Origin of the sequence: Thermosynechococcus sp. HY213, from assembly GCF_031460975.1 — a bacterium.
GTDB lineage: Bacteria > Cyanobacteriota > Cyanobacteriia > Thermosynechococcales > Thermosynechococcaceae > Thermosynechococcus.
Window position 1 is genome coordinate 181,317 of the sequence record NZ_JAVKVB010000016.1, and the last position, 14,221, is coordinate 195,537.

15 protein-coding genes and 1 tRNA gene are annotated in these 14,221 nt (G+C 54.8%); 11 read left to right on the plus strand and 5 right to left on the minus strand.

All coding sequences use genetic code 11. The features are described 5' to 3' along the window. The first annotated feature begins 27 nt into the window (after window positions 1-27). Window positions 28-2,586 (plus strand): DUF3536 domain-containing protein, encoded by a 2,559-nt coding sequence (locus RHK62_RS10460; protein WP_206199853.1) that lies wholly within the window; start codon window positions 28-30, stop codon window positions 2,584-2,586. Here the strand turns inward: RHK62_RS10460 and RHK62_RS10465 are convergent. Next, a complete protein-coding gene (locus RHK62_RS10465; protein WP_310453695.1) occupies window positions 2,583-3,173 on the minus strand; it encodes a Uma2 family endonuclease in 591 nt (196 codons plus the stop codon). The genes RHK62_RS10460 and RHK62_RS10465 overlap by 4 nt on opposite strands. A 141-nt stretch (window positions 3,174-3,314) precedes the next feature. Between RHK62_RS10465 and RHK62_RS10470 the strand changes: the two genes are divergently transcribed. Beyond that, a complete protein-coding gene (locus RHK62_RS10470) occupies window positions 3,315-4,049 on the plus strand; it encodes a DUF2993 domain-containing protein (RefSeq protein ID WP_310438196.1) in 735 nt (244 codons plus the stop codon). On the opposite strand, the gene RHK62_RS10475 is transcribed toward RHK62_RS10470, so the two are convergent. Beyond that, complete coding sequence (locus tag RHK62_RS10475) at window positions 3,999-4,691, minus strand: phosphoribosylanthranilate isomerase (protein ID WP_206199855.1); 693 nt, start codon at window positions 4,689-4,691, stop codon at window positions 3,999-4,001. The genes RHK62_RS10470 and RHK62_RS10475 overlap by 51 nt on opposite strands. Window positions 4,692-4,786: 95 nt before the next feature. Between RHK62_RS10475 and psaK the strand changes: the two genes are divergently transcribed. Beyond that, a complete protein-coding gene (psaK, locus tag RHK62_RS10480) occupies window positions 4,787-5,038 on the plus strand; it encodes a photosystem I reaction center subunit PsaK (protein WP_225901542.1) in 252 nt (83 codons plus the stop codon). On the opposite strand, the gene RHK62_RS10485 is transcribed toward psaK, so the two are convergent. Together RHK62_RS10485 and pyk are read right to left on the minus strand one after the other, a co-directional pair. Beyond that, a complete protein-coding gene (locus RHK62_RS10485; RefSeq protein WP_206199857.1) occupies window positions 5,015-5,968 on the minus strand; it encodes a serine hydrolase in 954 nt (317 codons plus the stop codon). The two genes, psaK and RHK62_RS10485, sit on opposite strands and share 24 nt — an antisense overlap. 14 nt (window positions 5,969-5,982) lie before the next feature. After that, window positions 5,983-7,767 (minus strand): pyruvate kinase, encoded by a 1,785-nt coding sequence (gene pyk, locus RHK62_RS10490; protein ID WP_302678094.1) that lies wholly within the window; start codon window positions 7,765-7,767, stop codon window positions 5,983-5,985. 208 nt (window positions 7,768-7,975) lie between these two features. Between pyk and RHK62_RS10495 the strand changes: the two genes are divergently transcribed. The 5 genes from RHK62_RS10495 to RHK62_RS10515 are packed head-to-tail and all read left to right on the plus strand — an operon-like array spanning window position 7,976 to window position 11,068. After that, window positions 7,976-9,061, plus strand: a complete 1,086-nt coding sequence (locus RHK62_RS10495) for a GTP-binding protein (RefSeq protein WP_302678095.1) — start codon at window positions 7,976-7,978, stop codon at window positions 9,059-9,061. A 9-nt stretch (window positions 9,062-9,070) separates the two neighbouring features. After that, window positions 9,071-9,226, plus strand: a complete 156-nt coding sequence (locus RHK62_RS10500) for a DUF2256 domain-containing protein (RefSeq protein ID WP_206199860.1) — start codon at window positions 9,071-9,073, stop codon at window positions 9,224-9,226. A gap of 32 nt (window positions 9,227-9,258) precedes the next feature. Further along, a complete protein-coding gene (locus RHK62_RS10505) occupies window positions 9,259-9,636 on the plus strand; it encodes a SaoD/DsrE family protein (protein ID WP_302676094.1) in 378 nt (125 codons plus the stop codon). Window positions 9,637-9,652: 16 nt separating this feature from the next. After that, window positions 9,653-9,871 (plus strand): GDCCVxC domain-containing (seleno)protein, encoded by a 219-nt coding sequence (locus tag RHK62_RS10510; RefSeq protein WP_206199861.1) that lies wholly within the window; start codon window positions 9,653-9,655, stop codon window positions 9,869-9,871. A gap of 36 nt (window positions 9,872-9,907) precedes the next feature. Continuing rightward, on the plus strand, window positions 9,908-11,068 hold the full coding sequence (locus RHK62_RS10515; protein WP_310445763.1) for a geranylgeranyl reductase family protein: 1,161 nt from the start codon (window positions 9,908-9,910) through the stop codon (window positions 11,066-11,068). Here RHK62_RS10515 and RHK62_RS10520 read toward each other — a convergent pair. After that, window positions 11,065-13,029 carry an adenylate/guanylate cyclase domain-containing protein gene (locus tag RHK62_RS10520; protein ID WP_310453696.1) on the minus strand — a complete coding sequence of 655 codons (1,965 nt, stop codon included), beginning with the start codon at window positions 13,027-13,029 and terminating at the stop codon, window positions 11,065-11,067. The genes RHK62_RS10515 and RHK62_RS10520 overlap by 4 nt on opposite strands. Window positions 13,030-13,070: 41 nt before the next feature. Between RHK62_RS10520 and RHK62_RS10525 the strand changes: the two genes are divergently transcribed. From RHK62_RS10525 to RHK62_RS10535, 3 genes are all read left to right on the plus strand, one after another. Further along, window positions 13,071-13,583 (plus strand): hypothetical protein, encoded by a 513-nt coding sequence (locus RHK62_RS10525; RefSeq protein WP_206199863.1) that lies wholly within the window; start codon window positions 13,071-13,073, stop codon window positions 13,581-13,583. A 71-nt stretch (window positions 13,584-13,654) separates the two neighbouring features. Beyond that, window positions 13,655-13,736, plus strand: a tRNA-Tyr gene (locus tag RHK62_RS10530). Window positions 13,737-13,751: 15 nt separating this feature from the next. Then, complete coding sequence (locus tag RHK62_RS10535; RefSeq protein WP_206199864.1) at window positions 13,752-14,207, plus strand: hypothetical protein; 456 nt, start codon at window positions 13,752-13,754, stop codon at window positions 14,205-14,207. Window positions 14,208-14,221: the final 14 nt, after the last annotated feature.

A 14,221-nucleotide genomic window follows, 5' to 3' on the forward strand; every position in this document is an offset into this window, starting at 1 on the left:
GAATGTGTTGTCTTGTGGTTGATCTGCATGCTGAATCCAACAGATGTAACGCCGACCGTGTTTTCCCCTGCTGCTGATCAACTGCAAGCCCTTGGGGTGTACGTAACCATCCATGGCCATTTCTATCAGCCCCCCCGCGAAAATCCCTACCTCAATGCCATTGAACACCAACCCAGTGCCCAGCCGTTCCACGATTGGAATGAGCGTATTTACTACGAGTGCTATCGCCCCAATGCCTTTGCGCGGATTCTCAACGATCGCGGTGAGGTCATTGGTATTGTCAATAACTTTGAATACCTCAGCTTTAATATCGGCCCGACGCTCTTTAGTTGGCTCGAACGCTACGATCTTGAGGTCTATCAGCGCATTATTGAGGCTGATCGCCACAGTTGTCAGCGCTTCAATGGCCACGGCAACGCGATCGCCCAAGTGTATAACCACATGATTTTGCCCTTGGCCAACTACCGCGATAAACTCACGCAAATTCGTTGGGGCAAGGCGGACTTTCGGCGGCGGTTTGGCCGCGAACCGGAGGGGATGTGGCTGGCAGAAACGGCCATTGACTATGAAACCGTAGCCGCCCTGATTGAGGAGGGGATTCGCTTTACGATTTTGGCGCCTTCCCAAGCCCAACGCTGTCGTCCCATTCTTGCCGACGGTGAAAGCGAGTGGATTGAAGTCAGTGGCAGCCAAATTGATCCGACCCGTCCCTATCGCTGCTATTTGCCGGGGGGCGATCGCCAGCGGGATTACTTGGATATCTTCTTCTACGACGGCCCCATTTCGCGGGACATGGGCTTTAGCGATCTGCTCACTAGCTCGCAATTTCTAGCGGGACGGTTGGGACAGGCCGTGCGCGGTGATCATCGCCCCAGTCAAATCATTGCCGTTGCCACTGATGGGGAAACCTTTGGCCATCACAAGTATGGCGGTGAAAAAGCCCTCGCCTATGCCTTTAAAGTGGAATTTCCACAGCGGGGCTGGCAGATCACTAACTTTGCCTACTACCTCAGCCTGTTCCCGCCCACATGGGAGGTGGAACTCAAACCCGTCACCGCGTGGAGCTGTGCCCATGGTGTGGATCGCTGGCAGGACAATTGTGGTTGCGGTGGGGGCGGTGAGTGGCATCAACGGTGGCGACGCCCCTTGCGGGAGGCACTGAACTGGTTGCGGGATGAGCTAATTGAAATTTATGAAACCTTGGGCAGTGAGCTATTTCAGGATGTTTGGGCAGCCCGCGATGCCTATATTGAGGTGATTGGCGATCGCTCGCCGGAGACTCTGCATCGTTTTTTGGCACAACACCAACGCCGCCCCCTGAGTCAAAGCGAGCAAATTGATGCCCTGCGCTTGCTGGAGATGCAGCACCATGCCCTGCTCATGTTTACCAGTTGTGGCTGGTTTTTTGATGAACTCTCGCGGCCTGAGGGGGTGCAAATCCTCCGCTATGCGGCACGGGCGATCGAACTCGCGGCAGATGTGGCAGGGGTGCAGTTGGAACCCGAGTTTATTGAGCGTCTGGCCGCTGCCCCCAGTAATGTGCCGCAGTTTGGCGATGGGGCAACGGTCTATCACCAGTTGGTGAAAACGGCTCAAATTAGCTTGCAGCAGGTGGCCGCCCACTATGCCATGAGTTCCCTCTTTAATAGCTACCCCCGCCAACATCAACTGTACTGCTATGAGATTGAGCAGGGGGATTATCATCTCCAACGCATGGGCAGCCTGACCTTGGCGATCGGCCAGATTCAACTCACCTCGACGATGACAACCGAGTCCCAACTGCTGATCTTTGCTGTCTTGCACTTGGGGGGCTGGGATTTCCACTGTGCGATTCAACCCTTCCAAGGGCGGCGGGAATATAGCCAGATCAAGACCCATCTCCTGCAAGCCTTCCAACAGGGGAGTGCAGCACGGGTGGTGATGGCAATTACGGAACGCTTTGGGGGGGTAGCCTACAGCTTGGATGATCTCTTTGCTGAGGAACGACACCGTCTCATGGGGGTGCTGGCGCGGGAAACCCTTACGCGCTTGGATCAGCTTTATACCCAAGTTTATCGCGATAACTACGGCATCCTGATGGGGTTTCAGCGGGATGGCCTGAGTGTGCCCCAAGAATTGCAAGTCGCGGCAGCGGTGGCGTTGACCCATCGTGCCATTAGCCATTTGCGGAGTTTAGAGCAAGACCTCAGCGATCTCAGTGATTTGCCCTTGGCGGATCTGCAAAACCATTTGGCAGAATTGATGGCGATCGCCCGTGAAGCACGGTTGTTGGGTTGTCACCTTAGCCTTCAAGAGCAACAGCGACTCCTTGAGCAGCAAATTAGCACTGGATTGCGTTATCTTGCCCACCACCTCGACAGTGACACCCTTAGCCAGTTGAGTCCCCTGCTGCAGGACTTGATCACCATTGGCGATGCCTTAGGTTTGAACCTGAATCTGGATCGGGCACAGGAACAGCTTTATACCCTGATGGGTGAACTGCGGCAGAAGGGCACGCACCTCAGCGAGGGCGATCGGCGGCACCTACAAACCTTAGCTATCCGCCTCAAGGTTGATCCCCAACTATTGGTTGCCCTCTCTTCCTAGGGAAGAATCTCCGTTAAATCCAGCACGAATCTGGGGAGCAGGTCTTCCCCAAAGAGGTGCCGAGGGGCGATCGCGACTTCAGGGGGCATTTGAGAACGGTAGATTTCTACCCGTTGATTTTGCGGGTCAATCAGCCAACCTAGGTGCAGACCATTGTCCAGATATTCGCGCATTTTGGCTTCGAGTGGCCGCAGATCATCACTGGCAGCGCGCAGCTCAATCACAAAATCGGGACAAAGCGGTACAAATCCTTGCCGTTGTTCGGGGGTCAAGGCGTGCCAGCGATCGCCTCGAATCCAAGCAACATCGGGACTGCGAATGGCGCCGTTGGGCAGCTTAAATCCCGTCGAGGAGTCAAAGGCAACGCCCAATCGGGATTGCTGATTCCAGAGGTACAGTTGAACAGCTATTTGAAGATGACGCCTGCCAGTTTCTCCACCTGTGGGGGGCATAATGATTAGTTCTCCACGGGGCGATCGCTCCAGCCGCAGATCAGAGTTTTGGCGGCAAATTGCGGCAAACTGCTCATCGGTTAGTTCCAGCACCGGTTGTAGGGCGATCGTCAGCATGGCTGAGCAGCCTCTCATCGCATTTCCACTACCCCAGTTCTAGCAAATTAGGAAAGTTACCTCTGACCAGACCCAACCTACGTCCAGTTTCGTTAAAATCAGCGAACTAGCCCCATAGGTTGGCCTAGGTATCACCCAAAAAGTGTGTGAGGAGTACGTATGTCGTTAACGTCCCCAGAAATGGCTGAGGCGTTTGGTGCCGCTTCTGAACGCGGACTAATTCCCCGGGTCTTGCAACCGGCGTTGCACTGGTGGTTATCTGCGCAGTTGGAGCAGGCAACAGGCTTGGAAATTCAAATTCAAGGGGGCGATCGCCAGATTTTGCGGGGATACTTACCCCACGTGCGCGTTGCCGCAGCTAGCGCCAGTTATCGCGGTATTCAATTGCGCCAAGCAGCCGTCCAAGCGGAACAGATTCAGATTAATCTAGGGCAAGTGTTGCGAGGCAAACCCCTAAAACTCTTGGCACCAGTGCCGGTGCGCGGGGAACTAATTCTCAGCCAAGCCGATCTCGACGCCTCTTTGGGGGCGCCGCTCCTGCAATCCAGCCTACGGGAACTGCTGAAATTGCTCGATCAGCGCGGCTTGGGCAAAGCAGGGGTCAATCTGCAGGAGTGGCAATTGCGGCATACGCAGGCAGAATTGGGTGCTGGGTGCCTCAAACTGGTGTTCTCGATGGTGAATGCCCAAGGGGAGCAGGCGGATTGGCATTTGATGACCCAGGTGCGCTTGCAGGATGAGCGAACCCTCTGCTTAGAAAAGGTGCATTGGCAAGGGGAAGGTGACCCTCACCCCACGGTGGCCATTGATTTGGGTGAGGGGGTGGCCATCCAAGAGTTGCGGCTAGAAACGGGTGCCCTCAGGGTGCAGGGAATGATTTGCATTTATCCCTAGGTTGCTCAGCAATGCTGCTACGCGCCCTAAATCCTTGATCCCCGGTTGGCTTTCCACACCACTGGCTAGGTCAATCCCTTGGGGTTGGGTTTGGGCGATCGCTTGACGGCAATTTTCCGGCGTGATGCCCCCCGCCAGCCACCAAGGGCAAGGAATGGCTAAGTCTTTCAGCAATGTCCAGTCAAAGGGCTGCCCCGTGCCCCCCAACTGCTGCGGGTGATAGGCGTCTAGGAGAATGCGATCCACAATCGGGGCGTAGGCGGGAATCTCGGCGAGGCTGGCTGCCGATCGCACCCGCAGGGCTTTGATCAACACAATATTAGGGAAGGCATGGCGTACCTGTTGGCAAAACTCGGGCGATTCGCTGCCATGAAGCTGCAGTGCCTGTACCCCTGTGGTTGTGACTAAATGGGCTAATGCTGCTAAATCGAGATTGGCAACCACGGCAACAGTCAGTACTGAGGGCGGCAACTGGCGACAGATCTCGGCAATGGTTGCTGCCGGGACATAGCGGGGGGAATGGGGCACGGTAATAAACCCCAAAGCACTGACGCCCATTTGGGCGATCGCGATCGCCTGTTCGGGTAGAGTCAAGCCACAAATTTTGACAGCAATTTTGACAGGGACAGTTGAGTTAAGCATTTGTAACGAGATGCACCATTTTGTAAAGAACTAGCGGTGGGCGATCAGGCCGTTCCGTATAATTCATGGGCAATTGTACCCATTTAGGAGGAACCATGGTGTTAGCCACGCTCCCCGATACCACTTGGACGCCGTCTGTGGGTTTGGTGGTGATCCTCTGCAACCTGTTTGCGATCGCCATTGGCCGCTATGCCATTCAATCACGGGGAAAAGGCCCCGGTTTACCCGTTTCCTTGCCCGCCCTCTTTGAAGGCTTTGGTCTGCCCGAATTGCTGGCTACCACCAGCTTTGGTCACCTTTTGGCGGCCGGGGTTGTCAGTGGCCTACAGTACTCCGGTGCCCTCTAGGGTCGGAATACCACTGGCAATTTGACGGGAAATAAAGGGCAAAACCTCTGTATTCATACTGGCAGTGCGATTCTCAATAAAGACCACCAAGGTATAGGGGCAATGATTGGGGAGTTCAATATAGGCCGCATCGTGGCGCACCCAACTGGTGAGTCCCGCCTTTGACCACAACTTTGCCCCCGGAGGTAGCCCTTCCCCCAAAAAGCCCTGTACTTGGTTTTCTGGATCCTCGGCCAAAAGCTCTGGATCGAGGGAACGCTCCATCAGTTCCATCATCGCTTGACTGGCGCTAGCAGACACGGCAACACCGCCCACAATACTGTGGATTAACTTAGCCGTGGCATCAGTGGTCAGACGATTAGCATTCTGGCGATCGCGCCCGACAAATTCCTGCTCTCGTCCATAGGGGCCATCACACCACGTTTTTTGATTCACGTTGATATTAGTTAGCTCTGGCCACCCTAAGGATTGAAAATAGCGATTGACGATATTGCGCTGGTATTGCCATGTGCGAAAAGGTTCCGGTGGCAGCACCGGGCCACTGGTCGTCCCCGTGAGCATATCCACCACGAGGCTCGTGGCATCATTGCTGGAGTCCACAATCATATCCCGCAGGGCGCGTGCTAATTCCGCATCCGGCTGAAGCATACCGCTGTGGAGCCACTCATGACAGGCCACCAGATAAAACAACTTCACCACACTGGCCGGGTACATCGGTACATCGCCGCGATAATGGGCGCCGGGAATCGAATACCGCCAAAATTCTGCTGCGGTCAGCGCTCCGCCCGTATTCACGGGAATGGGGGGTGGATACACCAATAAGGTCAGGGCAATGTCCTCTTGTCCCAGCCAAGGAAAGTGTTGCCATGTCGCTTGGAGCGTCCGCGTCACCAAATCCGTGAGATAGGTGTTGGCCTGAAAAAAAATCATTGCCTATTCCACTCCTACTCGGGCGATCGCTCGACACCATTGCGCGCACCGGAATAGACCAAGCCCCGTTCCACATCCATAGTGAGAATCGTGCCCTCGCGGATCAGGCGGGTGGCATTTTTGACCCCGACAATCACTGGAATGCCCAAGCGCAACCCCAAGACCGCCGCGTGGCTCGTCAGGCTATCCTCTTCGGTAATAATGCCTGCCGCTTTGCGAATGGCTTCCACCAATTCAGCACTGGTGCGCTCGGCCACCAAAATTTCGCCACTATTAAACGTGCGAACTGGCATTCCTGCGTGCACCACCCGCGCCGGGCCACTCACCGACCCATGACCAATGCCACAGCCGCGTCCCATCACCGAGGTGACGAGTTCCACCTTGATCATATCCGTGGAGCCAGAGACCCCTTGCAGCGTGCCAGCGGTCATCACCACTAGATCCCCTTCCTCTAGGAAGCCCCGCTCCTGTGCCGCATTAATGGCTGCCTGAAACGACTGCCGCATCGAGGGATGATCCAGAGTCAGCAGTGGTTCTACCCCCCAGACTAACTGCAAGCGCCGTGCCACCTCGATATGGGGCGTTGCCGCCAAAATCGGAATTTGGGGACGAAACTTGGAGACATTGCGGGCGGTTGCCCCTGTTTTTGTTTGGGTGATGATGGCCTTGGCTTTGAGTTGAGCTGCTACTTGTCCCACCGCTTGGCTAATGGCATTGGGAATGGAACGTACCGCCACAGCATCGACAACAGGCGGTTGCCGCAGTTGGGGTTGGTTGTCAATGCGCGCCGCGATCGTCGCCATCATCTTCACTGCCTCGACGGGGTATTCCCCCATGGCCGTTTCATTGGAGAGCATCACGGCATCGGTGCCATCGAGAATAGCATTGGCAACATCGGAAATCTCGGCACGGGTAGGGCGGGGGCTTTTCACCATGCTGTCCAGCATTTGTGTGGCCGTAATCACGGGAATGCCCAAGCGGTTGGCGGCAGCAATCAGCCGTTTTTGCAGAATCGGCACCTCTTCGGCGGGCAGTTCCACCCCCAAATCTCCCCGTGCCACCATGACACCATCGCAGAGGGAGAGGATGGCATCCATTTGCTCGATCGCCTCGTGCTTTTCGATTTTGGCAATCACCGGCACCTGCTTCCCAGCGTTGGCAATCAGTTCTTTGATCTCCAGTACATCTTGGGGATTGCGAACAAAGCTGAGGGCCACCCAATCTACCCCTTGATTGAGGCCAAACATCAGATCTTCACGATCTTTCTCTGTCAGAGCCTTAATGGAGAGGTAAACCCCTGGAAAGTTCACGCCCTTGGCATTCGAGAGCGTGCCGCCAACAACCACTCGGCAGTGGAGTTCACCCGCCTCCTTATCCACTTCTTCAACGACCATTTCCACGCGGCCATCATCCAGCAAAATCGTGGCGCCGGCGGGAACCTCCTGAGCCAAGGGAGGATAGGTAATCGAGCTAATGTGCTGGTTGCCCATGACGGAGCGACTGGTGAGGGTAAAGCGATCGCCCCGTTTGAGGGAAATGGCGCCCTGTTCAAACCGCCCGAGGCGAATTTTGGGGCCTTGCAAGTCCTGCAAAATGCCCACGGGTTGCCCCAACTCATAGGAAATTTGGCGAATCAGGCGAATGCTGCGCTGGTGATCGTCGTGGGTACCATGGGAAAAATTCAGGCGCAGGGTAGTCGCTCCCGCTTGGATAATGGCGCGCAGTTTATCGGGATGGCTAACCGCTGGACCAATGGTGGCGACAATTTTAGTGCGGCGTTGCAACGGCTGGTTCGACATATTCAACTTAATCGTTAGGCCTCAACAGGTTACCCTATTTTGCTTGACATGGCGAGACATGCAGGAGCGTTTTAGACATTGTCCCACCCACGGTAACGGCTGTTGGTGGCAATCGGGTCTTGTTTCTAGCCTACAGCGATCGCTCACCCCTTGAGCGAGGTGCAGCGGCTATAATTTGAGAATAATTCTCGCTCTTAACATCCTGCCTATGACGACTTCTTCCCTGCCTACAACTGCCAAAATGGAGGCAATGAAGCACGGCCTACCGGTAACTATCATTACAGGGTTTCTCGGTAGTGGTAAAACCACACTCCTCAATCATATTCTGACCAATCAACAGGGACTGAAGACCGCCGTCCTTGTCAATGAATTTGGGGAAATTGGTATTGATAATGAGCTATTGGTGACCAAGGATGAGGGCATGGTGGAGCTCACCAATGGCTGTATCTGCTGCACGATTAACAATGACTTGGTGAATGCAGTTTATCGGGTTCTCGAACGTCCTGACAAGGTGGACTATTTAGTCGTGGAAACAACGGGCTTGGCGGATCCACTGCCGGTGGCTCTGACCTTTTTGGGAACTGAGCTGCGGGATCTCACCCGTTTGGATTCAATTATTACGGTGGTGGATGCGGAGAACTTTAGTCTTGATCTTTTCAATAGCAGCGCTGCCCAAAGCCAAATTGCCTACGGTGACATTATTCTCCTCAACAAAGCAGATCTGGTGACTGAGGAACGCTTGCAGGAGTTAGAACGGCGAATTCACGAAATGCGGGAGGGAGCGCGGATCATTCGTACGGTGAAGGCGCAAGTGCCCCTGCCCTTGATTTTGAGTGTGGGGCTGTTTGAGAGCGATCGCTACTTCCAGCCTGAGGCAGCGCCCCAGCATTCAGAACACGACCATGAGCACCACCATCACGACCACGGTCACCACCATCATCATGAGTGTGATGACCATTGCGATCATGATCATCCTCACCCCCATCAGACCTCCAACCACCTTGAAGAGGATGGCTTTACCTCCGTTTCCTTCCAGAGCGATCGCCCCTTTGAACTGCGCAAATTCCAGTATTTTCTGGATCACCAGCTACCGGAATCCGTCTTTCGTGCCAAGGGCATCCTTTGGTTTAAGGAAAGTCCCCGCCGCCACGTCTTTCACCTCAGTGGTAAGCGCTTTAGTCTCGATGATGAGGAATGGAAAGGCGATCGCAAAAATCAACTGGTGCTCATTGGCCAAAATTTGGATCATCCAACCCTGCTGACCCAGTTGGCCGCCTGTGTCACTGACGCATAACCCCCAATCATGGCCAAGCAACGGCGCAAAGAAAACCTTCCCAGCAAAATTTGTCTGGTCTGTGGCCGGCCTTTCCAATGGCGCAAAAAATGGGCGAATTGCTGGGAGGAGGTGAAGTACTGTTCTGAGCGCTGTCGGCGGCGGCGCTCCCAAGCCCAAAGTTAATGTGCTTTTGCTGAATCAAAAGGAATGGTTCTATGAAAGTTGCCTATATTTTTGCCACTGACATGGCCAGCACCTTTAAGCTGGCAACGATGGTTTTACCGCAGCTGGAGCGGGGCGATCATGGCGCTGAAGTGGTGGGTATGATGTTTTTTGATGATAACCTCTTTTGTTTGCGTTTAGGGGATCCCGTTGGTGAGCGCTTAGCCCGCATTGCCAAGGAACAGGGGATTTTACTCATGGCCTGTGATCAGTGTGCGGTGCGCCGTGGTTTGGCCGAAGGAACATTTGACGAATGTGGTACCGGTTCTGTCAAAGCCAAGGGGATGGTTGAAGGGGTAGTATGTGGCTGCTTTCCGCAGTTTTATGCTAGCCTTGCAGACAGCGGACTCGATCAAGTCATTACCCTTTGAGTCTCTGCTGAGGAAGATGAGTCAACCGTCAGTTGTGTTTTCCAGCACCTTGGTCTGTCCCCATTGTCACACGGAGCAAGCGGAATGGATGCCCAGCGATGCCTGTGTCGTGTTCTGGGAGTGTCCCCAATGTCATGCCCACCTCAAACCCAAGGCGGGGGACTGTTGTGTCTTCTGTAGCTACGGCACGGTTCCTTGCCCATCGCGGCAGCTGGAACACACTGGCGATCGCTAGAATTGGGGGTTGCTATCCCCTGCGGAAACCGCTATCGTGGGGGCGCTTTTGCCTCCCGTGAGTAACCGTATGCAGGCAATCTACGACTGTATTGTGGTGGGTGGGGGTGCTGCTGGCGGGTCAGCCGCCTATCATCTCGCTTGCCGCGGACGTCAGGTTTTAGTTCTAGAAAAATTGGCCTTGCCCCGCTCAAAGCCCTGCACTGGAGGGGTTTCACCCGCCATTGCCCAGTGGTTTGATTTTGATTTTCAGCCCGCCATTGCCGATACCACCCGCACTGTGCGCTACAGTTGGCAGCTCAGTGATGCCATTGAAGCCGAGTTAAGCATTCCCGAACCCATCTGGATTGTTGATCGCACGGTGTTTGATCAGTACCTGTTGCAGCAGGCACAACAAAGGGGTGCGGTTGTTACAGATCAGACCGAGGTTACTGGGATTACGTTCCAAGCAGATCGCTGGCAGATCCACACGGCAACCACGACCTATGGTGGGCGGTATCTCATTGCTGCCGATGGTGCCAATAGTCAAGTGGCTCAGTGGCTGGGGTTTAAGCCCAAAGTGGTGCGCACGGCGGCGGTGATGACCATCCCCAATCTAGGGGGGGATCGCGCGGCGCATTTTGAATTTGGCCTCGTGAAAAATGGTTACCTCTGGAGTTTTCCGAAGGGGAACCAGCGAACCGTTGGGGTTGCTGTTGTGCGGGGCAGCGATCGCCCCAATTGGGAACCGATTTTGCAACAGTATTGCGCTGCCCATGGGCTGCAGTTGGCCGACGCTGCCATTCAATACCATCCCCTGCGGGTATGGGAGGGTCAGCAACCACTCCATACCCACCATGCCCTCCTTGCGGGTGAAGCCGCTGGTCTGGTAGATCCCTTTTCGGCTGAGGGAGTTCGTCCTGCTCTCTACAGTGGCATGCGGGCTGCTGAAGCCATTGACGCAGCCCTTGCTGGCGAAGTGGATGCCTTGGCCACCTACAGCAAAAGATTGCAGGAGGAATGGGGAGCGGATTTAGTGTGGGCGCAACGCCTCGCAGCACTCTTCCATCGCATGCCGAAGGTCGGCTATCACCTTGCCATGAAACGCCCCTCCGCTACCCAGCGGCTCGGTCAAGTCCTCTGTGGTGAGTTGCGCTATCGCGATATTGCTGGCCGTGCCATCCAACGGCTCAGCAGTTCCCTGATTCCCGGACGTTAGATCTCCACTTCAATGGCGGTGGGCTGATTGGGGGCGATCGCCAGCCCTTCGCGGACGCCGAGAATGCGAAAGACCTGAATTTTGCGCTCTTTGCCCTTGAGTTCCAACGGTCCCCATGCCTCGACCTCGTAGCGATCGCCGAGATACTCCAGCGTTTCCTGTGCCACTAAAATCCGACAGGGGCTAGGCTGGCGGTGCTTGTCCACACTCTCAAGGCGCGAGGCGGTATTCACACTGTCGCCAATCACACCGTACTCGAGGCGATTTTTACTACCGAGACTGCCGACCACAATCGGACCTGTGTAGATCCCCGCCCGCATCATCACCTGCGGTAGCCCTTGAGCCGCCCATTCACGATTCAGTTCCTCTAGCAGTTGTCCCAAGGCCAAGGCACAATCCACGGCATTGCGGGCATCAATGGCAATTCCTTCGCGGCTGGTTCGTTTAATGGGCACGCCAAACACGGCCATAATGCCGTCACCGGTGAACTTATTAATCACGCCGTGGTAGCTTTGTACCACATCCGCCACTTTTTCGAGATAGGCATTGAGCCAGTTAAAGAGTTCCTCCGGTTCCATACCTTCAGAAATGGTGCTAAACCCCTTCAAGTCAGTAAAAAGCAGTGTGGCAATCAGGCGTTGGCCGGGCAACTTACCATCCTTGAGGAGTTCATCCCGCCGTTCCCACATGGCAGCGGCAATTTCCGGCGAGATATTTTGGCCAAGGAGGCGCATCACCATTTGCCGTTGCTGTTGGGCTTGTTGTGCAGTGTAGGTGACGACTCCGCCACTGCCAAGGAGGAGGGTCAATGCTGGCGGTACAAGGGGCACCCAGCCCAATTTCAAAAACAACCCATAACAGGCCAGCAGTAGGATGAGGAGAGCCGTGCCCACTGCCGTTGCTAGAGCCAAGGGATGCCGCACGCGCCAAGCAAGGATGGCACCAATCAATGCCCAAAGAACAATCCAAACGTTCTCCACACTGTTGGGCCAAAACCATATAACCGCGCGATCGCCCAAACCCGCATCAATGAATTGCCCCACCATTTGGGCGTGGATAAACACCCCTGCCATGCGCTGATTGTCCCGCAGGCCGGAACTAAAGGGGGTATAGAAAAAGTCTTTGCCACTTTCGGCAATGTTGCCAATGAGAACCACGCGATCGCGAATCAATGCAGGAGCAACCCGCCCATTGAGCACATCCTCCAAAGGTACCCAAGTCACTGCCCGCTGATCACCGCGATAGTTGAGCATAATTTGATAGCCCGCCGTATCGGCACCCACATAACCGCCGTCATTGGGTTGCAGGGGTGTGAAAATACTCTGCCCCAACTGCATTACATTGGGATCGGCATCACTGCCTCGTGGCTCAATCCCCTCATCGGCTAAGTGTCGCAGCGCCAGCCGCAAGGAGAAAGAGTACAGCGTATTCCCCTGATCGTCCGGCAAAAATAACAAGCTGCGACGGACAATGCCACCGGCATCCACAGTGACATCATTAAATCCCACCTGATCGGCACTGAGGGCCGCCGGCGGACGAATGGTTGGGTGAGTGGCATCCCCTAGTTTTGTGACCGCAAACAGGCGATCGGAACTTAACCAAAGGCGGTTTAATTCCTCATGTCCCGGCGGTACAGCAAAATCGCGGTAAATATCAAGACCAATGGCACGGGGCTGATGTTTGAGGAGTTGTTTTAGAGCTTGGGCGTAGATCTGATCCGGCAGCGATAGGGAGCGGTAACGTTGAATATCGGCTTCGGTGACTGCCACCACCAAGAGTCGCGGATCGGGGCCGGGCATAGGGCGCAATTGCATCAGGCGATCGTAGGCACCCAATTCCAGGGGTTGGAGCCAACCCATTTCGCGAATCCCAATCACCACCGTGCTGGCGATGGCACTGGCTACGACAATCAGACCCAGATCAGCAAAGGTGCGGTGAAAGTGGGACAATAGGGGCAGCATAGCTTTGCAAGCAAGCAAGAGATTTTCTTCATCCTATCGCTATGAAAAATTACTTGGTAGCGACATTGGGCGATCGCCTCCAAGCCGAGGCCGTTTATACCCAGCTGGAAAAGGACGGCTTCCCCATGGCAAAGGTCGCCCTTTTGGGTCGAGGCTACAAACAGTGGTCAGAGTTGGGACTTACCGATCCCTTTCAAGTGGCACGCCAGCAAATGCAACGGATGTTGATCTGGCTTGTTCCCTTTGGCTTCTTTGCCGGTTTTACCTTTAACCAAGCGACTCAAATTGACATTCTGCCGATGCTGGATCGCCTCAACAATAGTCTTTTGGGGGGCATCTTTGGGGCGATCGCTGGCGCTCTCGGTAGTCTCACCGTAGGTGGTGGTCTGCAAGTGGTGATTACGGGTAAGTCGGGCATCCCCTTTGAAAAGCGATTGCAGCGGGGCAAATACCTGATCCTAATTCAAGGTAGCGACAGCGAGATTCGCCGCGCCGAACGTCTCCTCAAAGTGCAACCCCTAGAAAACCTGCAAAGCTACACCCTCGACGAGTAGGGAATGGTTTTCTCAAAACGGGAAGCTCAAGTCTCCCCCCTGATGTGGTATATTAAAAAATCGCGATGAAAGGGTCGGTGCCCGAGTGGTTAATGGGGGCGGACTGTAAATCCGTTGGCTACGCCTACGCTGGTTCGAATCCAGCCCGGCCCATAGAGATAAAAAAGCATGAGTGAACCTGTAACGCGATCTGAATGGAGTCAAGTGTTGGATGCCATCCAAGGGATGCAGGCCAGTCTTCAGGCTATAGAGAAAAAGCTAGATATTCACATTGCCACCAGTGGCGAGAGGTTCCAACGACTTGAGGACAAAATTGATGCTGTTGAGGCGAAGCTAGAGCAGCGTATCAATGCTGTTGAGGCCAAGCTAGAGCAGCGTATCAATGCCGTTGAGGCCAAGCTGGAACAGCGCATCAATGCCGTAGAGGCGCAATTGTCGCAGCGTATTAGTGCCGTAGAGACACAATTGGGGCAGCGCATTGACACAGTAGAGACCACATTGCAGCAAATTGTCAAACGGCAGGATGGAACCGATGCTCGTTTGTGGGGATTCTTGGTGACGCTGCTAGTGCTGGCTGCTGGCTTAATCACTAAGCTGCTGTTCTTTGACACGCCACGCCTTTGATGAAGTTTTGCGAA

Excerpts from the sequence above, each read along its gene's own strand:
- RHK62_RS10500 (WP_206199860.1), top strand. The coding sequence starts at position 9,071 with ATGGCCAAGCAACGGCGCAAAGAAAACCTTCCCAGCAAAATTTGTCTG.
- RHK62_RS10465 (WP_310453695.1), bottom strand. The coding sequence starts at position 3,173 with ATGAGAGGCTGCTCAGCCATGCTGACGATCGCCCTACAACCGGTGCTG.
- RHK62_RS10535 (WP_206199864.1), top strand. The coding sequence starts at position 13,752 with ATGAGTGAACCTGTAACGCGATCTGAATGGAGTCAAGTGTTGGATGCC.
- RHK62_RS10520 (WP_310453696.1), bottom strand. The coding sequence starts at position 13,029 with ATGCTGCCCCTATTGTCCCACTTTCACCGCACCTTTGCTGATCTGGGT.
- RHK62_RS10510 (WP_206199861.1), top strand. The coding sequence starts at position 9,653 with ATGAGTCAACCGTCAGTTGTGTTTTCCAGCACCTTGGTCTGTCCCCAT.
- RHK62_RS10460 (WP_206199853.1), top strand. The coding sequence starts at position 28 with ATGCTGAATCCAACAGATGTAACGCCGACCGTGTTTTCCCCTGCTGCT.
- pyk (WP_302678094.1), bottom strand. The coding sequence starts at position 7,767 with ATGTCGAACCAGCCGTTGCAACGCCGCACTAAAATTGTCGCCACCATT.
- RHK62_RS10475 (WP_206199855.1), bottom strand. The coding sequence starts at position 4,691 with ATGCTTAACTCAACTGTCCCTGTCAAAATTGCTGTCAAAATTTGTGGC.
- RHK62_RS10470 (WP_310438196.1), top strand. The coding sequence starts at position 3,315 with ATGTCGTTAACGTCCCCAGAAATGGCTGAGGCGTTTGGTGCCGCTTCT.
- RHK62_RS10525 (WP_206199863.1), top strand. The coding sequence starts at position 13,071 with ATGAAAAATTACTTGGTAGCGACATTGGGCGATCGCCTCCAAGCCGAG.
- RHK62_RS10495 (WP_302678095.1), top strand. The coding sequence starts at position 7,976 with ATGACGACTTCTTCCCTGCCTACAACTGCCAAAATGGAGGCAATGAAG.
- RHK62_RS10485 (WP_206199857.1), bottom strand. The coding sequence starts at position 5,968 with ATGATTTTTTTTCAGGCCAACACCTATCTCACGGATTTGGTGACGCGG.
- psaK (WP_225901542.1), top strand. The coding sequence starts at position 4,787 with ATGGTGTTAGCCACGCTCCCCGATACCACTTGGACGCCGTCTGTGGGT.
- RHK62_RS10505 (WP_302676094.1), top strand. The coding sequence starts at position 9,259 with ATGAAAGTTGCCTATATTTTTGCCACTGACATGGCCAGCACCTTTAAG.